The organism is Actinoplanes sp. NPDC051470 (assembly GCF_040682035.1).
Lineage (GTDB): Bacteria > Actinomycetota > Actinomycetes > Mycobacteriales > Micromonosporaceae > Actinoplanes.
On record NZ_JBFBAA010000019.1, the window covers coordinates 56,758 to 77,021 of the forward strand.

Annotated in this window: 15 protein-coding genes and 2 pseudogenes; 10 read left to right on the plus strand and 7 right to left on the minus strand. The window is 67.6% G+C overall.

The features are described from left to right. Positions 1-59 precede the first annotated feature (59 nt). Positions 60-941, minus strand: coding sequence for a hypothetical protein (locus AB0M54_RS29655; protein ID WP_364324132.1), 882 nt, complete (start codon positions 939-941; stop codon positions 60-62). 331 nt (positions 942-1,272) lie between these two features. Here AB0M54_RS29655 and AB0M54_RS29660 point away from each other — a divergent pair, with 331 nt between their 5' ends. From AB0M54_RS29660 to AB0M54_RS29670, 3 genes and pseudogenes are all read left to right on the plus strand, one after another. After that, positions 1,273-2,271, plus strand: coding sequence for a winged helix-turn-helix domain-containing protein (locus AB0M54_RS29660; protein WP_364324130.1), 999 nt, complete (start codon positions 1,273-1,275; stop codon positions 2,269-2,271). Between the two features lie 415 nt (positions 2,272-2,686). Continuing rightward, entirely contained in the window at positions 2,687-3,145 is a 459-nt protein-coding gene (locus AB0M54_RS29665; RefSeq protein WP_364474883.1) for a hypothetical protein, read from the plus strand. A gap of 538 nt (positions 3,146-3,683) precedes the next feature. Continuing rightward, a pseudogene (locus AB0M54_RS29670) lies at positions 3,684-3,904 on the plus strand (IS5/IS1182 family transposase); the annotation flags it as partial. 45 nt (positions 3,905-3,949) lie between these two features. On the opposite strand, the gene AB0M54_RS29675 reads toward AB0M54_RS29670, so the two are convergent. Next, positions 3,950-4,498, minus strand: coding sequence for a TetR/AcrR family transcriptional regulator (locus tag AB0M54_RS29675; protein WP_364475016.1), 549 nt, complete (start codon positions 4,496-4,498; stop codon positions 3,950-3,952). A 3-nt stretch (positions 4,499-4,501) separates the two neighbouring features. Here AB0M54_RS29675 and AB0M54_RS29680 point away from each other — a divergent pair, with 3 nt between their 5' ends. Further along, positions 4,502-6,076: a class I adenylate-forming enzyme family protein gene (locus tag AB0M54_RS29680; RefSeq protein WP_364475017.1), complete on the plus strand. Its 1,575-nt coding sequence runs from the start codon at positions 4,502-4,504 to the stop codon at positions 6,074-6,076. Positions 6,077-6,561: 485 nt separating this feature from the next. Here AB0M54_RS29680 and AB0M54_RS29685 read toward each other — a convergent pair whose 3' ends face one another. After that, positions 6,562-7,068 carry a SigE family RNA polymerase sigma factor gene (locus AB0M54_RS29685; RefSeq protein ID WP_364324124.1) on the minus strand — a complete coding sequence of 169 codons (507 nt, stop codon included), beginning with the start codon at positions 7,066-7,068 and terminating at the stop codon, positions 6,562-6,564. 577 nt (positions 7,069-7,645) lie between these two features. Continuing rightward, positions 7,646-8,569 carry an AraC family transcriptional regulator gene (locus AB0M54_RS29690; protein ID WP_364474885.1) on the minus strand — a complete coding sequence of 308 codons (924 nt, stop codon included), beginning with the start codon at positions 8,567-8,569 and terminating at the stop codon, positions 7,646-7,648. 71 nt (positions 8,570-8,640) lie between these two features. Here AB0M54_RS29690 and AB0M54_RS29695 point away from each other — a divergent pair, with 71 nt between their 5' ends. Further along, complete coding sequence (locus AB0M54_RS29695; protein ID WP_364474887.1) at positions 8,641-9,657, plus strand: NADP-dependent oxidoreductase; 1,017 nt, start codon at positions 8,641-8,643, stop codon at positions 9,655-9,657. Positions 9,658-10,198: 541 nt separating this feature from the next. Here the strand turns inward: AB0M54_RS29695 and AB0M54_RS29700 are convergent. Further along, positions 10,199-10,738: an amidohydrolase family protein gene (locus AB0M54_RS29700; protein ID WP_364475019.1), complete on the minus strand. Its 540-nt coding sequence runs from the start codon at positions 10,736-10,738 to the stop codon at positions 10,199-10,201. Next, entirely contained in the window at positions 10,660-11,184 is a 525-nt protein-coding gene (locus tag AB0M54_RS29705) for an amidohydrolase family protein (RefSeq protein ID WP_364474889.1), read from the minus strand. Before AB0M54_RS29705 ends, AB0M54_RS29700 begins: the two co-directional genes overlap by 79 nt. 464 nt (positions 11,185-11,648) lie before the next feature. On the opposite strand from AB0M54_RS29705, the gene AB0M54_RS29710 reads away from it, so the two are divergent. From AB0M54_RS29710 to AB0M54_RS29730, 5 genes and pseudogenes are all read left to right on the plus strand, one after another. Next, positions 11,649-13,274, plus strand: coding sequence for a methyl-accepting chemotaxis protein (locus AB0M54_RS29710; RefSeq protein WP_364474891.1), 1,626 nt, complete (start codon positions 11,649-11,651; stop codon positions 13,272-13,274). 26 nt (positions 13,275-13,300) lie between these two features. Then, entirely contained in the window at positions 13,301-13,753 is a 453-nt protein-coding gene (locus AB0M54_RS29715) for an IS3 family transposase (protein WP_364475021.1), read from the plus strand. Positions 13,754-14,183: 430 nt separating this feature from the next. Beyond that, positions 14,184-15,716 (plus strand): S8 family serine peptidase, encoded by a 1,533-nt coding sequence (locus AB0M54_RS29720; protein ID WP_364474893.1) that lies wholly within the window; start codon positions 14,184-14,186, stop codon positions 15,714-15,716. A gap of 280 nt (positions 15,717-15,996) precedes the next feature. Next, positions 15,997-17,625 carry a diguanylate cyclase gene (locus AB0M54_RS29725; protein WP_364474895.1) on the plus strand — a complete coding sequence of 543 codons (1,629 nt, stop codon included), beginning with the start codon at positions 15,997-15,999 and terminating at the stop codon, positions 17,623-17,625. 316 nt (positions 17,626-17,941) lie between these two features. Beyond that, positions 17,942-18,445: pseudogene (locus AB0M54_RS29730) on the plus strand (ISAzo13 family transposase); the annotation flags it as partial. A 487-nt stretch (positions 18,446-18,932) separates the two neighbouring features. Here the strand turns inward: AB0M54_RS29730 and AB0M54_RS29735 are convergent. Then, the gene (locus tag AB0M54_RS29735) at positions 18,933-19,712 is read right to left on the minus strand and encodes a transposase family protein (protein ID WP_364474897.1); all 780 of its coding nucleotides are present in this window, start codon (positions 19,710-19,712) and stop codon (positions 18,933-18,935) included. Positions 19,713-20,264 lie beyond the last annotated feature (552 nt).

A 20,264-nucleotide genomic window follows, 5' to 3' on the forward strand; every position in this document is an offset into this window, starting at 1 on the left:
ATCCCCCATATCGTCGGTGGTGCACCGTGGACGGTCGCCACGGAGTCTTCGCCGCCCGGTCAGCCCGCCAGGATGACGGCGTTGGCGCGCGGCAGGGCGTCGTGTCGCAGCCGTCGCCGGTCGGCGAGGTCGGCGGCGTACCGCTGGTTGATCTCTTCTGCGTGCTGTCGGTCGAGCTCGCGCACCGTCGCGGCCAGGCCGGTCCGACCGGCGCAGGTCGCCTCGGCGACAGCGAGGGCCGTCTCCTTCGGTCGCGGCATCGGCGGGTCCGCCGACAGCACCGCGTCGCGCGCCTCGCCCGGCGAGTCGTACGCATGGCCGGCGTGCGCCAGGCAACGGCTCCAGCCGGCGACCGCCCGCTGGTATCGGGCGTCGGCGAGCACGAGCCCGATACGTTCCGGGGCCAGGTTCTCGGTCACCCGTGACACCCGGTACCAGGTCGGCAGGTCGGCGTAGAGGGCCCGTTGCGCCTCCGAGGTGCAGCTGATCGAGCTCCGTCGGGTGGTGATACCGGACGGGAGCACGGCACTGAGGTCGGTGTGCGGGTCGGACACGCCGTTGAGCGCGGCCAGCGCCGCCGCCCGGGCCGATGGGGTCATGCCGTTCAGGCGTACGGTGTTGGGTTCCGCCCGGATGGCCGCCTCACGCTCGCGCAGCAGGTCAGTGCCGTAGCCGTGCCGTCCTGCCCATCCGACGTTGTCGATGACGTACGGAAAGTCGCGGTCCTCGGCCCGTTGGGTGTGCGAAACGATGGTGTACGCGAAACCGTGCCGCCGCATGCAATCGCGGATCAGGAACTGCTCGGCCCGATCGAGCACATCGGACTCGTCCGCGGCGAGGTCCCGCACGACCGCCGCCGGCGCGGGGCCCGTCGTTTCCTGCCGGCCGGCTTGCACGGGTAGCTCGGTCGCCAGCCAGGTCAAGAGGCTCAAGAAGCTCAACAGCAAGACCATTACGCAGGCCGGCCGGCGCACCCGGCCGCCGATGCATTTCCGCTCGATCATCGGGGCTTTCTCCTCATCGTCGCGGCCCCCGTGGCCTCGGCTTCCGCAGAGGCGGGCGCGATGTCGTTCGTGGACAGCCAAGGGCAAGACAGCATGGTCATCACGACGGCGTCAAAGATCGTTCCGATCGGAATTGCTTGACGTCGATATGCTCGCGGTGAGATGTCCTCGGGCGGTAGGGCTTTCAGCCCTGCTGGAATAGCCCTGGTCAGAGCGTTGGGGTCGACGCGCGAGGGGCATCGACGCTGTTCGCATTTCGGGGGCCGACATGTACCGACTGCACTTCACGGCCGAGGATCTGGCCCGCACGCGCATCACGGCGGGGGCCGGACCGTTCGCCGAGACTGTCATGGCCGCCGAGCGGCTCCGGCAGCGCTTGCCCACCTCGGAGTTCCGCGCGTGGCGCGCACACGTGAACGGCCACTTGGGCCAGCGAACCCGTGTTCTGGCCAACGTGTTTCCTCGTGACGCCAACGGCATCGACTTCGGCGCTCTGGTCGGGCCGTTGACGAGCTTCGAGGAGGGACTCGACCGCCTGCTGGGCGTACCGCCGGCATCCTTCCGGGCTGAGCTGTCGTGGCACAACCGGCGCCACCGACTGACCACATGGTCGAAGTCGTTGGCGGACGCCGACCCGCGTCCGCGGCGCGAACTCGTCGAAGCCCTTGCCTCGCTGCACGATGCGGCAGTCCGGCCCTACTGGGCACACATCGACGCCCGGATACGCGCAGACCGTGCGGCGCGCGCGCTCGAGATCGTCGAGGCGGGGCTGGAACATCTCTTCGCGACACTGTGCCCGGCGCACATCAGGTGGCGGCACCCCATCCTGGAGGTGGACACACCCCTCGGCTGTGACGCCGACGTGCATCTCGGCGGGCGCGGGCTGGTCCTGACACCGTCGGTCTTCACCGGATCGCTGCCCTTCCTCAGCTTCGACCTGGCGAATGCGGATGCCCCGGCGAACCTGGCCTACCCGGTCCTCACGGATCTGGTGACAGCCCGCCGGCTCTGGACCGTCGACCGGCCCGCCGACCCTCTCGCAGCCCTGCTCGGCCGCACGCGCAGTGTGATCCTGGACCGGATCGCCGACGGATGCGGCACCGTCGAACTCGCCCGCCGCGTCGGCATCTCCTCCGCGAGCGTCAGCCACCACACCGCCGTGCTGCGCAACAACGGCCTGATCAGCACCCGCCGGGACGGTGCGAGCGTCATCCACACCGTAACCAGTCTCGGCGCGGCACTGCTCGACTCGGACCAAGCCCGTTGATCCGGACATCGACACCACCAGGCACCCGCGCGGCCCCCCGGCGACATATCGTTCGCTCTTCTGCCGATGAAAGTGCATGCCAGCTGTGAAACTCAGCTTTGATCTCCAAGACTGCCCCAGCGCGTACCTGCGCAGCTAGAATAGCCGCCAGGATTGTCACTCATCTCTATTGAAACCAGACCACCCAAGCCGGGAAAACATCCTGGCTACTCCGAATTCCAACTGGAGCTCTTAGGTGAAAATGCGATTCGAACCTACCAGTATATCCATTCCAGGCGTAATTGGGTTCGGCTGGAAGCGGCAACCAAGTGACAAATAGATCGCCAAGAAGCTATTTATATTCCTTGAGCGGCGCCGCGTTCTGACAGGCCATCCCAGGCGCTCGGTCGACGACTTGCCTGGCATTACGCGGTCAGTGATCAAGATAGCTGACCGCCTTACCGAGACCCTAGAAAACGACGATCCAGGCGATGACCTCGAACGTTCGGTAAGAAGAATGAGATCCGACTCACTGACTTTTCTCGATCAGGCTGGCATCGACGGTAAGAACTTCCGTGATGAGATCGACGTGGCACACCGCCTTGGGGAGTATCACGCACGACTTGGAGAGCAACTGGCCGCACTAGCGATCCATCATGATGTGGAGTTCGAGGACGCGCTGGCCCACATCATGCCCTCGGAGAGCGTGGAATGGATGCCGAAAATGATCTCACTGGAGGTCGTGGGCGATCGCTCTCCTGCCTGGCCCGGCCCTGCTCCAGCCGGTATGGCCCGTATCCGCCGACTGACGACGCAGACGGTGACAGCACTCGTGAGCACATCGCCTGCGGACAAGGACCACGACAAGCATCGCGGCGATCAGTACCGAGCATAAAGCTTGAACGACGACGAACCACACCAGTCCCGCCAACGGCATCGATACCAGCAGAACAACTGCCGTCACCACGCCAAGCGGGAGAGCTGGCCGTGCGAACGTGACGCGGGGAGCCCGCGAGTCCGACGCGGGAGTCGGCTCAGCCATTGTCAGCCTTAAGGTGGTACGCGACGTTCGTGAGAACCGTCTCTTGTTCCCTGTGCGTCAGGGGCAGCTGCCCTAAGAGGAGTCGGTTTGTGGTCGCCGGGCGAGGCAATCGCCGGCCAATCCGATCCCAGTAGGAATCGATCGAGCCCGATCTGTCGCATGTGGTCGACGAGACGGCGCAGCTGTGCGCGATCTGCCCATGGGGCCTGCACGAGCACGGCGAGATCGATTTGCAACTTGCTCATGCCTGGCTGCCCTGCCTTGATCGCGTCCTGATACGCCCCGAGCGCCGCGAAGGTTGCGTCGTCGAGTCCGCCCCAACCGCCGGCGTGGGCGATCTGAACCGGGAGGCTTTCAGCTTGCGAAAGCCATTGGCCGATCAGGGTGTCCGCGTCTTCCCTCGAGTAGTCGGCCGACGTGCTGGCGGCGGACCAAGCGATGGACCGACGCCGGCGTGTTCGACGACCTGCATCGGATCCTGCTGGCGCAGCTGAACGCGGCAAAGAGCTCGACTGGTCGCGAGCGGTGATCGACGGCAGTCACATCGACGCGAAATGGGGTCCCGGAACAGGCCCATCTCCGGTCGACCGCGCTAAACCGGGCTCCAAGCACCGCTCGATGGTTCCGGCATTCGACGATGCGCCTACCGGATCTCCATCATTTCTTGTCGCGAGCGTCCAGAATCTGCTTGATCTGTCCGGCGTCAATGCCTGGATGAACGCTTGGGAACGGCGCTGCGCGCAGTCCCGCGAGATGGATGTCGAGAAAACGCTCCCAGGCCTCGGGGGCAACGGAACCGCTCACGGCGACGACACCACGTACTCCCCAGATCAGGATCTGAAGGTCGCCCTTCGTGGCGCTGTCGTTGATCGTGCGATGCGTCTTCGCCTGGGTCAGAAGTTGGTCGAACAGGCTGTCGAGTTGCTCGCCCACGCCCGGGCCCAGGTCGCTGATGAAGCGGTCGGAATAGCCGAGGTGGTCGATCAAAGACCTGCTGAGCAGGCGGAGAAATTCCTCCAGACCGGTCCCGTCTCCTCGCGCGAGGGCCTCCTGCGCAGCTGCTACGAGGCCCTCGTACATCGCGTTCAGCAATCGGCTGAGCAGAAGGTCCTTGTTCGGGAAATGCCGGTACACGGTGCCGACGCCGACGCCCGCACGGCTGGCGACAACGTCCATGCCGACATCGGTTCCCAGCTCGGAGAACACCTCATGGGCGCTCCTCAGGATCAGCTCCTGGTTGCGGGCCGCGTCTCGGCGCACGAGGACTCCTTTCCCGGCACGCTGGGGGTTTCCGGTATCAGAAGCGCGGCCGCGGCGGCCAACGCTGTCCACTCGCCGGATTCCTGGATTGGTCGCTACGTCGATCTGGGCATCTGGCGAGACCGGACCCCGTTGGACGACCTGGCACAGTGGGCGGCCGAGACGCCCGACGCCACTGCCGTCAGCGCCTGGCGAGAAGGCGCGCCGGTCCACCACGTCACGTATCGGCAGCAGGAGGTGGACCGGTACGCGCGGGTCCTGCACGCACGCGGCATCGGCGACGGGGACGTCGTCGCGCTGTGGCTGCCGAACCGGTTCGAGGTCCTCGCGCTGCTGCTGGCGTGCTGGAAGGTCGGCGCGATCACGGCACCGATCTCCCCGACCGTCGGCCGGCGCGAGGTGGGACGGATCCTGGACCGCCTCGACGCCGCTGTCTGCGTGACGTCGGAAGACCTCGCCACCGGGCTACCCGCGCTGCGACTCCAGTTGAGCCTGGCCGACTTCGAGCAAGATGCTCCGGACGTGCGGTTCGCCGGTGTGAATCCCGATCAGGCCCGGATCGTGCTCTTCACCTCCGGGACGACAGGCGAGCCCAAGGGCGCCGCGCACACCCTGAACACGGCCATCACCCAGGCGATCGACGGCGGAGCCCTGGAACAGATCGCGGACCACAACGACGGCTGGTACGACACCGGCGACCTAGCCGTACCCGACGGGCGAGGCGGGCTCACGATCGTGGGGCGGGTCGCCGACCGGATCAGCAGCGGCTTCATGATTCCGGTGACCGACGTCGAAGAGGCGCTGCGTGCTCACCCGCTCGTGAAGGAGGCGGCCCTCATCGGCGTGCCGGGCCTCGACGGACAGGAGATCGTCTGCGCGGTCGTCGTCCCCGCCGACCCCGGGCGGCAGCCGGGGCTGGACGAGCTGCGTCAGTTCCTGCTCGCCGACGGGATGACACCGTGGTACCTCCCGGAACGGCTGAGCCTCACCGAGGCGCTGCCCCGCAACGCACTCGGCAAGGTACAAAAAGCGCTCCTGCGACGACAGGAAGCCAGCACCGGGGCTGACCTCAAGGCCCGTTCGAGTCGCTGCTGGCCCTCGAAGCTCGATTGCACGCGCATGCCGTCGCGTCCCACCGGAGTGTCAGGCCCACAACCGGACGAGTTCGTGTTTGAACTGGGCGAGTGTGAACGATGTGCCCTCGGCCGGATCGAGTCGCAGGGAGTACGTCGCGTCGCCCGCCTGCCACCACACCGTCCAGGACTGGGCACCGCTGCCGGTAATCGTGCCTCGGTAGGGGCCAAGATCCACGCTGTCCACGGGAACACGCTTCCGCACCGACTCGGTGGGCTGCGCCCGCAGCAACAGTGCGGCGCCATCCGGACCGTTGAGCGCTTGGCTCCAGCTCGATTCGCTGGCCGGCCACACCGTGCTGACGGGCGACCACGGGCCATCCGCCCGGAGTCTGGGCAGGTACCGCTCGAAGTAGGTCGGATGCGTGCGCAGGCCCACCGCATCCAGTAGCGTGCGCTGACCCAGCGGCGCGGGCAGTTTCACCACGATCGGGACGGCGTGGCCGCCGGTCGAGCAGTCATCCGTGGGGACGGCGCGGCCGACAACCTCGATCGTGAGCCGCGCGGCGTCCTGAGCGGCGATCCGGGCCCGCGGGCGATCAAGCCGCTCGCACCGTTTCGCGCTGGCGTACACCGTGATTGTGGTGTCGTCGCGAGCGACCATCGCGGAGAACCAAGGCAATCCAGGAGTGGACGACGCGCTGGGTGACGGGGTGCGCCCGACCGGCAATTGCGGGTCCGGCTCGACGAGCATCCGCGCCCCGAGCGAGTACCCACCGGCAAGCACGACGATGACGGCGGCTGCGGCGACAGCAACGAACGCCTGTCGGCGGCGGCGCACCCGTCCATGGATGGCCGCGAGCGGGGGCGCCAGGTATCCCGCCGGCACGTCGGTGGTCGCGACGTCGAGCAGTTCCGTGAGCTTGCGGTCCGTACTCATCGTGGTACCTCCTCGGTAAGTAGCCCGCGCAGGGATGCATCGTCGCGCAGCGTGGCCAAGGCCCGGGCGGTGTAGGACTTGACCGTGCCGACGCTGATGTTCAGCGCCCGCGCGGTGGCGACCTCAGTCAGATCGGCGTGGAATCGCAACATGACTACGGCGCGCTGCTGTCGAGGGAGCACGAGCAGCGCGCGCCGCATCGCCTCCTGTAACTCGACCCGTCCATGAGCGTCCTGGCCCGGTCCGTGCGGGCCGTCCGGCAGCGGGTCCGTCGGGATCTCGTTACGCGCCTTCCGGCGCCACCACGTGAGATAGGTCGTCGCCAACATGGTGCGCAGGTACGCGTCGGGCGCCCCGTCTCGCAACCGCGGCCACCGCCCGTAAGCCCTGGCCAGGACCGTCTGCACCAGGTCTTCCGCCCGATGCCAGTCGCCCGTCAGTACCCAGGCAGATCGCAGCAGCCGTGGCCAAGCCACCGCGACATATGCTTCGAAGTCCTCCACACCGCCTCCTCCTGCTGCCTGATCAACAACACGTACGACGCAAATGGTTGCCACCCGGCGCGACCCGCCATACCGGCACGATCGATAGACCGGACATCTGATCATGAGCAGATACGCGCTACCAGCAAACACCGGTGCACCCAGTGCACGTAGGCGCGATCGCCGCCTCTCGGTAACCAGGGCGGGCGGTTGGCAGCAGGATCACGGACACCTCGGCGGCCCTTCCGGTGATGTGACACAGAAGTGGCCGAGTCGCCCTCGCAGAGGTGGCGGTTTCCCGCGGGTGGCGGCGGGCGGATCATCTGCTTTGTAGCAGAGAGTACGGGCTTCATGTCGCAAATGGACAGCAGTACATTTCCTGATCTCAGCCCGCGTCGGCCTTGTATCTGGCGGAGCGCGCCGAGCAATCCCGGGATGGCCGGGCCGGAGCAGGTCGTCGAAGCGCCGGTGGGGTTCGTCCTCCCGTTACTGGCGCTCGTGCTTGCTGCCTATGGGGATGACGTTAGGCGTGATGTCGAGTGAACCAGATCCGGACCGAGTTCCGGTGACCTCGGAGCAGGGACTGTGCGCCGTTTGCTCAGCTCGGGCGGTGCATCGTCCGGTAACGGCCGGGCGGGGCGCCATGAGACCGGGTGAAGGCGCGGCTGAACGCCGGCGTGGAGTTGTAGCCGACGGCTACCGCGATGGATTCGACGGGCTGGTCGGTGGTCCTCAGGCGGCTGGCGGCGAGGTCCAGCCGCCATTGGGTGAGGTAGGCGGCGGGTGCCATGCCGACAGCCGCGGGAAAGCGGCGGGTGAGGGTCGACCGTGAGGCGGCGATCGTGGCAGCGAGGGTCTCGGTGGTCCATTGGCGGGCAGGGTCGGCATGCAGGTGCTGCAATGCGCGATGGACGACCGGGTCGCCCATCATGCCGAGCCAGGTGCCTCGGCGTTCGCCGGCATGAGCAGGTAGCCAAGCGCGCAGCACCTGGATCAGGACGATGTCGACAAGGGACGCGAGCACCGCCGTGGTAGCAAACTGCGGATGGGCGAGTTCGCGGCCGAGCATCCGTACGGTGTCGTCGAGGCCGTCCGCGCCGGTGCTGCCCCGGACGTGCATCAGCTCGGGCAGGGCGAACAGGAGTTGGGTCCGTACGGTGCGGTCGCAGTCATAGGCGATGGTGATGATCCTGGTGTCCGGGGCACTGACCCCGAACCGGACCGCCTCACCGGTCCGCCGCGACCGGGCCAGCGCGGCCGGATCACATGCTGTCACCGGCGAACCGGGCGCGTCACCCAGCACGTAAGGGACTCCCGCCGCGAGCAGCACGACATCACCGGCGCACAGCCGCAGCGGCGAATGCCCTGCCCGCGTAAGCCAGGCCTCGCCCGCGGTGATGGCGTGCAGACCCGCAGCCGAGCCGTCCTCGCCGGCGACGGCCCACCGCCCGCCGGCCTCGACGCATGCGCCGAGCGTGCCTCGAACCCCGGCCACCCTGAGCACATCACTCACCACATCCATGACGCACAAGGTTAACCATCGGACGCAGGGAAGCATCGACTGAGTCATGTCGCGGTCCGTACGGTTTGGCCATGATCAACGAGGCATTGCGAGCCCCGGACACCGCCGAGCATCGGCACGATCGGCGTCACCGGATGAGGGCTCTGCAGTTCGACCGGTTCGGCCCTCCCGACGTCATCGTGCTCCGCGACCTCCCTATGCCCGAACCGGGCCCCGGCCAGATCCGGATCGCGGTACGGGCCTGCGGCCTGAATCCCGCCGACTGGGCGAACGTCGCCGGCCTGTTCGCCGACCAACTGCCGCCACCGCCGCGCGGTCTCGGGCTCGAGGTCTCCGGCGTTGTCGACGCGATCGGCGAGGGCGTCACCGGCGTCGAGATCGGTGATCGGGTGTTCGGGCCGGCGCCCTACGACGGCCCGACGGCCGGCGCCGCCGAACACGCGCTGATGGCCACGTGGGCGCGTCTTCCCGCCGGCGTCACCGACGAACAGGCCGCCGCGTTGCCGATGGCCGCCGACACTGCGTTGCACGCCCTCGACGACCTCGGCGTCCAGCCGGGTGAACTGCTGCTCGTCCACGGCGCTGGCTCCGCCGTCGGCGAGGCGGCGGTGCGCCTCGCTCTGCACCGCGGCGTCCGGGTGATCGCCACAGCCGGATCGGCCAAGGCCGCCGCCTTGCGGGAGGCCGGCGCTACCGTGACTCACTACGGCGAAGGTATGAGCGAGCGGGTGACCGCCCTGGCCGCCGGCGGCATCGACCGGGCTCTGGACGCCACCCCGACCGGGGGCCGCGCCGACCGCCCCGGCCAGGCCAGTCCGGCCGGAGGTTCACTGCCGATCCTGATCGAGCTGACCGGCAACCCCGACTTGGTCCTGACCATCTCGGACTTCGCCGCCGCCGCTGAACTCGGCACCCGGACCACTCAGATCGACATGCGCTACGACCTGCTGAACGAGATCGCCCGGCTGGCCGGCAACGGCGTCCTGACCGTCACGATCGCCCGGACCTTCACGCTCGAGGCCATCCAGGAGGCCGCCGAACTCAGCGCATCCGGGCGGCCCGGCGGCAAACTCATCCTGCGCCCGTAACCGATCTTCCGATGCCGGTCCTCGTGGGCCCTGCGGGCGGCACCGAACCTCGCCCGGGGAGACCCGATCGCTTTCCAGTAACATCTCGCCGGCCTTCTCGATGTTAGTGAGGTGCGCGCCGGCACGCTCGCCCAGATTCAACAGAGGGTCCTGCAAGACGGCGCGGTCGAGGACGGCCATGAGGGCGGAGGCCTCGGCATAGTCGGTTACCGCGACGGCGGCCGGGCACCCCTCGCCGGGACAGCAAGACGCGCGGTCCGCTGCCCCGGAACCAGAGAACCAGGAAAAGACCATCGCGTCCGGCGGCGCGCCGACCGGCAGGAACCACGCGGCCCGTCCGATCGTGCTCCACCGGAAGTCCGCGGCCATGATGCGGAACTGGCCGCCACGCGCCCCGAGTCCGGCAACGCGGGTCGCCTGAGCCGGGACTAGCGGGACCGGGGTGCGGCAGAGGCGCGGGCACGGGGCGTCCGATCTGGAGAGAGGACAGGCGCGCCCAACAAACGAGAGAATCGCTCGATCGGCTCAGACCCGCTGTGGGTCAGAGGTGGTCGTTGTAGAAGCCGGCCAGGCGTTCGACCGCGGCGTCGACGTACTCCGGCACGTCGTACATCTCGTAGTGACGGGCTTCCTTGATGACCGTGCGGTCGATGCGGTTGGGGGCCAGATCCCAAAGTCGCTCGGCGGAGGAGTCGAAGCCGGTGCCGTCGAGGTTCTCGGCCAGGACTAGCTGCAGCGGCTGGGTCATCAGCTGGTCGACCAGGTGGAACGCGTCGAAGCCGATGAGCAGGGTGTCGCCGCGGGTGAGGCGGCGGTTGGTCGAGTGCTCGTTGTGGCCGCGGTCGGTGCGGTAGTAGCGGAGCGCCTGCACCACGTCGGCCCACCGTCCGGCCTCAAGGGCGCCGATGTCGCCCCGGCCCAGGGCCTCGGCGCCGCCGCGGGTGGCCAGCAGCAACGCGTCCGCCGCCGCCATGGCGGCCGGGTCGCGGCCGGTCACCCGGGCTAGGAGAGCGGCGGTGCGCGCCTCGTCGAGCAGGTCGAGGCGGTCGTTGCTCGCCGGGCCGTCGATGCCGAGCCCGATGGGTACGCCCCCGCCCGCAGGGCCGGGAGTCGCATGACACCGGAGCCCAGCTTCGCGTTGGACGACGGGCAGTGTGCGACCGCCACCCCGGCGTAGGCGAGCAGGCCGATGTCGGCGTCCGACAGGTGCACGGCGTGGGCGGCCAGGAGCCGGGACCGCAGCAGCCCAACCGACTCGAGCAGCGCGGGCACCGAACCGAGCTCCGCACGCTGTGCCCGGTCCTCCTCCTCGGTCTCCGCCACGTGGATGTGGACCAGAGCGACGCGCGCCTGCGCCTGCTCACCGACCGCGCGGAGCGCCTCGCGGCGGCAGCACATAGGCCGAGTGCGGTCCGTACGCGAGCTCGATGCGATCGCCCGGCCCGAGTCGCGCAACACCGTGCACGAGACATCGCAGGGGATGACGATCGGGGCGGGGAGCCGGACCGGAGCGCGTTCTTCTCTCATCGGCCCCTTGCCGACCATGCGCCAAGACGGCGATGCCTCGGCGGCGTGATCAACGAGTATCACCGAGCAGCCTGACCCGATCTTCGGAATGCGAGGTCTCGACCACGAACGGGGTTTGGTGCGATACAAGCGGATCCGGCGCTGACCTCCTCAGCGGCGTCGTCGGCGGTTGTGGTCGTCGTTCTCGGTGGTGATCCGGGCAGAGGCTTCCTCGCCAAGCTGGACGTGGCGGCTGAGGGAGGGATCCCCCGACATCCCGGCGGGGCGCGGCCGACGCGCAGGGCAGCTCGTATGAATTCCGGCAGTACATGTTGTCGGCAGTTCCTGATGAATGGGGCAAACGGCTGTGTGACGCGTTGTTGCGGCCTAGGGTCGGTTGGTTAGACCTCGTGTCCGGGCCGGTGCCGGCGATGGTGCGGGGTCGTTCCGGCCGCACGCCGCCACGGAGTCAGGAGATTCCTGGAATGAGTTCGATCGCCATGAACGTCGGACCGGCGCCCAGGCGGCGTTTCTTCGCTGATCTGAGTGTGAACGTCAAGATTCTCGGCGCGGTCGGCGTCGCGGGGTTGGTCGCGCTCATTGTCGGGCTCGCCGGGCTGCAAGCGTTGAGCAAGGCCAGCGACTCCGCGCAGAACATCTACCACCGCAACGTCGCCAACGTCCGGGCCGCGGGCCGGGTCCAGACCGCGATGACCCAGGCCAGGGTCGACGTGGCCATGCAGGCGGTCTCGCTGAGCGAGGCCAATACGACCAAATTCGGCCAGGCGTTCGCCGCCGATCTACTGGCCTTCGACGCGGCGATGACCGCCTACCGCGGCAACCAGCCCGCCGGTGACCCCGCGGTGATCGCGCGCCTCGAGACGAACTGGCAGGCCTACTCCCAGGTCGCGCAGACCAAGATGATTCCCGCTGGAGAGCGCAAGGACATCAAGGAATGGGAACAGGTCCGCGACAACGAGGCCCTGCCGATTCTGAAAGCGGTCTACGCCGACGTCGAGGCGCTCAGCTCCGCAGAGAACGCTGCCGCCGCCGACAGCGCCGGAAACGCCAAATCCGGTTACCAATCCAGCCGCACCACGGCGATCCTGCTGTTGGTTGCCGGGCTGCTGCTCGCTATGGGCCTGGGTTTCCTGATCGCCCGCGGGATCGTTCGGTCGTTGTCCAGGGTGAAGGACATCTGTGGTGGCCTCGCGGCCGGCGACCTGACCCGTACCACCGGGCTGAGCACTCGCGACGAGCCCGGGCAGATGGGGCTGGCCCTGGACGCCGCGATAGCCGGGCTGCGCCAGACCGTGGCGACCATCGAGGGCTCCGCCACCTCGCTGGCCAGCGCGTCCGAGCAGATGTCCGGCGTCTCCGCGCAAATCGCCGCATCGGCGGAAGAGACCTCCGCGCAGGCCCTGACCGTGTCGGCCGCGGCGGAGGAAGTCTCCCGCAGTGTCGAGACCGTGTCGGCCGGTAGTGAGGAGATGAATGCCTCGATCCGCGAGATCTCGCAGAACGCCACTGAGGCCGCCCGGGTCGCTACCGACGCCGTCGCCATCACCGCCGCGACATCCACGACGATGAACAAGCTCGGCGAGTCGTCCGCCGAGATCGGCAACGTCATCAAAGTCATCACCTCGATCGCCGGGCAGACGAACCTGCTCGCTCTCAACGCCACCATCGAGGCCGCCCGGGCCGGCGAGGCCGGTAAGGGCTTCGCGGTCGTGGCCAGTGAGGTCAAGGACCTGGCCCAGGAGACCGCGCGCGCCACCGACGACATCTCCCGCCGAGTGCAGGCCATCCAGGCGGACACCACCGGTGCCGTCACGGCGATCGAGGAGATCTCCAAGGTCATCGCCAGGATCAGCGACATTCAAACAACGATCGCTTCGGCAGTCGAGGAACAGACCGCCACCACCGCGGAGATGAGCCGCAGCGTCACCGAAGCCTCCGCCGGCACCGGCGATATCGCTCAGAACATCACCGGCGTCGCCGAAGCAGCCCGCCTCACCAGCCAAGGCGTCGCCGAAACCCAACAAGCCACCGCCGACCTCGCCCGCATGTCCGGCGAGCTCAGCGCCGTGGTCGCCAACTTCCGCTACTGACAGATGTAGACCCTCGACTCAAGATCCTGGCCACCGTCATCGACCTCGCCTCACGCCGCATCGTCGGCTGGGCCGTCGCCGATCACCTCAAGACCGACCTGGTCGACGACGCTCTCACCGACGCCCTCGTGCGGCGCCGGCCCGCGTCCGGACTGGTCTTCCACTCCGATCGCGGCTGCCAGTACACCAGTGCCCAACACGCCCGCCTCGCCGCCGTCCACGGGATCCGCCTGTCGGTCGGCCGGCGCGGGCAATGCTGGGATAACGCCGTCGCCGAGTCGTCCTTCTCCACCATCAAGACCGAGCTGTTGCACCGGCAACCCTGGCCAACCCACACCGCCGCCCGCCAGGCAATATTCGAGTACATCGAAGGCTGGTACAACACCCGCCGCCGACACTCAACCCTCGGCTACCTCAGGCCCACCGCATACGAAGCCACCCACCACGAGGACCTGCTACCAGCACGTCAAGCTGCCTGAACAAGATCAACACATCGACCCTGTCCGTCAAACGGGCCAAGCCCACCCGAACGGAAGTTACGTGTTCTGTTCAGATTTCGCATGCGTCGGACGATCGACCCGGGTGGCCCCGGCTAGCGAACCCCCCAGCACTGCCGGCGCGAAGGGAGACGAGTTCAGCATGAGCAATGCCGTGAGAGATGGGTGCCGCAAGCGAGGAACCGTCCCGGAGGTGCCCGCGACGTGCCGGGCTGCCGCGCCGATAGCTCGGGACCGACCGCGCTGCCGGTGGCTTCTGGATCCTCACCCGCCGGCGGGTTTGTGGCATGCCTGAGCCGGTGGCGGCGACCGGCGCGGGTCAGGGCTCGTGGAGTACGGACGGGACGAGCAGGGCTCTGGCCGAACGGTGGGCCAGGCCATTCAGCCTCGGCATCTCAGGAAAGGACATCTTGTGTCTACGGTGAAACAATGGGGCAGATCATCTCGCCTGCTTTCGGCGGCGGTGGCGACCGCGCTGGTCCCACTCGTGGTCGCCGGCCCGGTCGGCTTCACCTCGGGCGAAAACGTCCGCCCGGGTGGTGGCTGGTCGGGTCTGTGGTTGAGCGCCGATTCGACGGCGTCCAGCGGCACCAGTCTCCAGGACGTCCGGACGATTGTCGGCGCTGACGTCGGCGCCGCCGCCAACCTCACCGGCGCGGGCGTCGGTGTCGCGCTGATCGACACCGGTGTGGCAGGAGTGCCCGGCGTGCCCGCGGCCCAGATCGTGAACGGGCCAGACCTGTCGTTCGAGTCGCAGTCGGCGAGTCTGCGCTATCTCGACACCTACGGTCATGGCACTCACATGGCGGGCATCATCGTCGGCAACGACACCGCAACCGGCGCCAAGGGCCTTGCCCCCAAAGCCAAGCTGACGTCGCTGAAGCTGGGCACCGCCAACGGCGCCGTTGACGTCACGCAGGTCATCGCGGCGATCGACTGGGTCGTGGCGCACCGCAACGACGACCCGGCCAACCGGATCCGGGTGCTGAATCTGTCGTACGGCAGCGGTGGCAACCCGAACTTCTGGAGCGATCCGCTCAGCTTCGCGGTGCAGCGGGCCTGGAAGGCCGGCATCGTGGTGGTCGCCGCCGCCGGCAATGACGGCAACTCGTCGGTGCGCCTCGCTAACCCGGCGAGCGACCTTTACACCATCGGGGTGGCCGCCACCAGCACGAAGGGCACCCTGTCGACCGCCGATGACGAGCTGTCCACGTTCAGCAACTTGGCGACGTCGGAGAAGATGCCCGACCTTTTGGCCCCCGGTCAGTCGATCGCCTCGCTGCGCGTGCCGGGCTCGAACATCGACAACAGCTATCCGGGCGCGCGCGTCGGCGCCACCCTGTTCCGGGGCAGCGGCACGTCGCAGGCCGCCGCGGTGACCTCCGCCGCAGTGGCACTGCTTCTACAGGCCAAGCCCACGCTAACGCCCGACCAGGTCAAGGACGTGCTGAGGCAAGGCACGTACATGAGGATCGGCATCGCCGCCGAGCGCGGCATCCGGGAGATCAACGTCAACGCGGCTCTCGGCCTGACACCGACCACGCTCGCCCAGACATTTATGCTGTCCGATGCCTCCGGCTCGCTGGACAGCGCCCGGGGCGGAAGCCGAGTGGTCACCAACGGCGTGGCGCTCAGTGGGCAGAACACCATCTACGGACCGTTCGACACCGCGGCCTGGTCGAAGGCGTCCGCCGACGGCACGTCATGGCGGGGTGGCTCGTGGATGGGCAACCGGATCGCCGGAGACGGCTGGACGGGTAGCTCGTTCGCTTCCAGGACCTGGGCCGACGCCAGTTGGTCGGGCGCGCCATGGGGCGGCTCGGCGACATCCTGGGTCGACCCGAGCTGGTCGGGCCGGTCCTGGTCGGGTCGGTCCTGGTCAGCCGGCACCTGGACCGGCCGCTCCTGGTCGAGCGAAGACTGGGCCACCGCATCCTGGAACTGACCCACGACACCACATCACGGCGGATCGGATCAGCGACAACGACGCGATCCGCCGTGATTTGTCGTGCCAGCGGGCGCCGACGTCCCGCGAGCGAAGGACACTACTGTCCGGTCGTGGGCGGAGGGCGAGATCGAGGACGGTGGCCACGATATTCGCGATCGGACCCGCGGGCCGGCCCAGGATCAGATCACGACCTCAATCTTCTACCGTTCACGGCCGCGGCGCCGATTGGGGCACCGTGAGAAAGTGGCCGGCGGTAGATGGCTCGGAGCACGCGCCGATGGCGCCCGCTTTGAGCGCCTCGCCGTGCGAGCCGCGGCACCCCGAGGCCACCCCGATCCGCCGCGCGGATGAGCTGGCCACCCAGCTCGATGATCTTGAGGACCCACTCGCCTTCGACGTTCTGGTCGTCCTGGCCAAGGCGGCCGAGATCGAGCGGGCCGCAAAAGCCCTGGGCGATTCAGAGCTGCGCCTGCGGGCGCGCCTGTTGCAGGCGGACATGTGGCAGCGCGAGGGACAGGCCACTGCGGTGGCGAGTGTCCTCTGGGAAGTCAACGCGTGGACCGCCAAACATGATCACCGCGCGCTGCGTGCACGCAGCGACCGGCTGTCAGCGCGGATCTTCTACGCTCTCGGTGATATGGCGGCCTGCCTTGAACACGCGGTCAGCGCGGTGCAGCACTTGGAAGACTCCGCGCCGGCTCGCACGCGGTCGGCTTACCTCATGGCCCTTGGCGGGGCGCTGAACGCAACGGGCTCGTTCGAGCAGGCCCGCAAGCGCTACCAGCAGGCTGAGCGGTTCGCGGTAGCCAGTGGTGACGTGCAGCGCCAGTTGGCGGTGCTCAACAATCTGGCCTATTCGGAACTCGAGGCCGGTGATGCTGAGCGCGCGTGGGAGGTGGTCCAAGGGCTGCAGACGGTCGCCGCAGAGCACCAATCCGAGTTGAACCCCAACTACCTGGACACCGTGGCGCAGGTCCAGATCGCAATCGGCCGGTATGCCGAAGCCGAGCAGGCCGCCAGGGCCAGCATTCACGCATGCTCCGGTAGCTGGGAGCAGGAGGTCGACTCGTTGGCCCAGTTCATGGCGACCCTCGCGGTGGCCCAACGCCACCTGGGGGCCACCGCGGCCGCGCAGGACACGCTCGATCGTTGCCGGCTCCTGTGCGACGAGCGGAACCTAACCAAGATCAGTGTGCAGCTCCTACAGGAACAGGCCGAATTGTACGGCGCGTGCGGCGAATTCGAGCGCGCCTTTCTGACGCACAAGGCGTTCTACGCAGCCGACATTGAACTCATCTCCCAGCAGCGCGAGGCGCAGGCTCGCACCCGTCAGGCGATGTTCGAAACCGCTGAGGCGCGCGAGGACGCCGCACGGTTCCGGGAGCAGGCCCGGCACGATCCGCTCACCGGACTGCCGAACCGTCGTCACCTGGACGAACACCTACCCGCGATGATCGATAACGCAGAACGCGTCGGTGTGGCGCTGGTAGCGGCGGTGATTGACGTGGACCACTTCAAACGTGTGAACGACACGTTCTCCCACCAGATCGGCGATCAGGCCCTCGTCGTCATTGCAGGTCTACTGGCTGCGGCCGTCCCGGCCTCCACTGCAGAGTTCCCCGGCTTCGCGGCCCGCACGGGAGGCGAGGAGTTCCTGCTGATCCTGCCCGGGATCGGCCCGAAGGCGGCGGCGCCCCATCTGGAAGCGCTCCGGCACGATATTGCGGCCTATCCGTGGCAAAAGCTCGCAAACGACCTTACCGTCACCGTGAGCATCGGTATGACCGCGACCAGGGGCGATATTGTGCCGAGTGCCCTGCTCGCCCGGGCTGACGAACTGGTGTACGCGGCCAAGCACGCGGGACGTGACCGCGTTTGTGTCGACCCCGAGCTGGAAATGGGTTGACTACCGCCGTGCGCATGACACGCCGCCGACGGCACCAACACTCTCCACAAGGGACGACTAGGATTGGCAAACAGCGATTAGCCGCGGGTAGGCAAGGGCACTCCGCCGGCCGAACTCGGCATCATGCTGGACGCACACCGATAGCTCGCACGGCACCGGATCGGGCCGCTAAGGGCTCGCAGAGGAATAACCCGTAGCTTGCCGGATTGTGGTCCGTTGATCTGTTATGGGTGTGATGGCAGGGGTTCAAGAGCAACTGGTGGCGAAGTTCCAGGCGATCTTTCCGCATCTGGATGAGCGGCAGCGCCGGTTGTTGATGGGTGCCGAGGCGCGGGTGCTGGGCCATGGCGGGATCCGGGCGGTGGCCGGGGCTGCCGGGGTTCGGGAGGCGACGGTCGCGCTCGGCGTCGATGAACTCGACGCCGGTGCTGTGCCGTTGGGTCAACGCGTAGGCCCGGCGGGGGCCCGCAAACGGGTCGTGGACCTCGATCCCGGGTTGCGTCCAGCGTTGATGGCCATGGTTGAGCCGGACGAGCGCGGTGATCCGATGTCACCGCTGCGGTGGACCACGAAATCGACCCGGAACCTTGCTGGCGAACTGACCGGCCAAGGCCATCGGGTCTCCGCCGACGTCGTCGCTGATCTGTTGCGCGAAGACGGTTTCAGCTTGCAGAGCAACACGAAAACCCTGGAGGGCAAGCAACACCCGGACCGCGACGGGCAGTTCACCTATCTCAACGAACAGGCCCGTACTCACCGCGACGCCGGTCAGCCGGGGATCAGTGTCGATACGAAGAAGAAAGAACTTCTCGGAGACTTCAAGAACCCTGGCCGGCAGTGCTTCCACGGCGACTGGAACTACACCCTGCACCCCGCCACACCCGACAACGAGGCACCCACCAGCACCCCCGCCGAGCCACCGGAGTCCTTGTCACATCCCACTTTCACCGGCATGACCCCCGACGAACCGACCGCACTGACCGCCGCGCTCGAAGCCATCGTCGACGGTCGGCGTGAAGCCACACGAAAGCGGCCCACCAACAAGCCGTCGAAGCCGCCGGCCACAACGGAATCCGGCCCCACGCCCCACGATCCGGGCGCCCATCCACATTCGGTTTCCCCGACCGGGTCCTGGCCACCATCCTGCACCTGCGGTTGTCTCTGCCTCCCGACACGCTGGCACACCTGTCACACAGCAACCGATCCACAATCTGCCGGGTCATCCGCGAGACACGACAACTCCTCGATCAACACGACACCATCATCACACCGGCGCCGAACCCATCCAACGCATTGAGCCGTTTTCATCATGCGTAGATGGGGTTTTCGACGTGGTGTAGGACGAGGATGGCCTGCACGATCGCGGTGGCGCGGCGTGGGCAGCACCGCAGCTTGGTCAGGATTTTCCAGGTCTTGAGGGTCGCGTTGGCGCGTTCGCCATTGGCGCGGGTCCGGGCGTTGGCGCGGTTGACCTTCTTCTGCCAGCGAGACAGTTTCGGCCGGGAGCGGTGGCGTTTGAACGGTGTTCGGATGCTGCCGCGGGCGCCCTGGTAGGCCTTGTCGGCGAACGTCATCACGTTTTCCCTGGTCAGGGTTTCGATGATCTGGTGGATGCGGGCGGCGGTCAGGTCATGGGTGGAGCCGGGCAGAGCCGCCGACGCCCAGATGAGCCGGCCGACCGGGTCCGCGATGACCTGCACGTTCACGCCGTGACGGCGGTGCTTACCGGAGTAGTAGGGCTTCTGGTCGGCGACCCGGTCGATCGGGATCAACGTGCCGTCGAGGATTGCGTAGGCCAGCAGACGGATCCGGGCCATCGCAGTGGCCAGGTCGTCTGCGGTGGCGGCGAGCAGGTCGATGGCTTCGCGGACATATCGCCAGGCCGTCGTGACGCCGATTTCGAATCCGCAGGCCAGGCGGGTCAGGGTGTCGCCGTTGCGCAGGTGGGCCAGGGCGAGCAGGGCTTGCCGGCCAGGATCAAGGCGTCGCCATCGGGAACGGCGCTGGGTGCGGTGTGCCCGTATGAGGTCGGCGAGGTGGTTCAGGGTGCGGGTGGACAGCGGAATCGCAGCAGGGTAAGACAGCACAGCGAGGCTCCCGGTTGGGGCATCGGATCTTGGTCGACTGCTGTCTTACCGGGAGCCTCGCCTTATGTCCACATCAGACTGCGTGCCCTCGCGACCTGCACTGGCACCGGCACCGGCACCGGCACCGGCACCGGCACGATGAAAATGGCTCAAAATGGCTCAATGCATCACCGTCAGCTTCAGTCCAACCCATCATCAATCCCTAGTTCCGCTGGCGGCCGATGTCGACACCGACGGTACCGGCCGAGCACGGGGCATCGCCTTGCACCCCACTGCTTCCCTCCAACCACGCGCGGGGCACAGCAAGCCTGCCGCCACAACCGCCGCAGCCCGCAGAAACACGGCCGACAGAGCCCTGCGGAAAGAGCTGTGGATAACACATCCGACCGCTCCAGGTGCCGTCAAACACCAGCTACCGAACTTAGCCAGCCGATCCCACCGCGCTCTACCAGCGGCAAATGAGCGCGTCGCATCTGTCAGATCCAGGCCTATTCTTTCAGTCACTTTCATGCTGCCGATCACGTTCAGCAGAACGGCTGAGGAGTAGCCATA

Excerpts from the sequence above, each read along its gene's own strand:
- AB0M54_RS29695 (WP_364474887.1), top strand. The coding sequence starts at position 8,641 with ATGATCAACGAGGCATTGCGAGCCCCGGACACCGCCGAGCATCGGCAC.
- AB0M54_RS29710 (WP_364474891.1), top strand. The coding sequence starts at position 11,649 with ATGAGTTCGATCGCCATGAACGTCGGACCGGCGCCCAGGCGGCGTTTC.
- AB0M54_RS29660 (WP_364324130.1), top strand. The coding sequence starts at position 1,273 with ATGTACCGACTGCACTTCACGGCCGAGGATCTGGCCCGCACGCGCATC.
- AB0M54_RS29690 (WP_364474885.1), bottom strand. The coding sequence starts at position 8,569 with ATGGATGTGGTGAGTGATGTGCTCAGGGTGGCCGGGGTTCGAGGCACG.
- AB0M54_RS29680 (WP_364475017.1), top strand. The coding sequence starts at position 4,502 with ATGGGCGCTCCTCAGGATCAGCTCCTGGTTGCGGGCCGCGTCTCGGCG.
- AB0M54_RS29705 (WP_364474889.1), bottom strand. The coding sequence starts at position 11,184 with ATGAGAGAAGAACGCGCTCCGGTCCGGCTCCCCGCCCCGATCGTCATC.
- AB0M54_RS29725 (WP_364474895.1), top strand. The coding sequence starts at position 15,997 with ATGGCGCCCGCTTTGAGCGCCTCGCCGTGCGAGCCGCGGCACCCCGAG.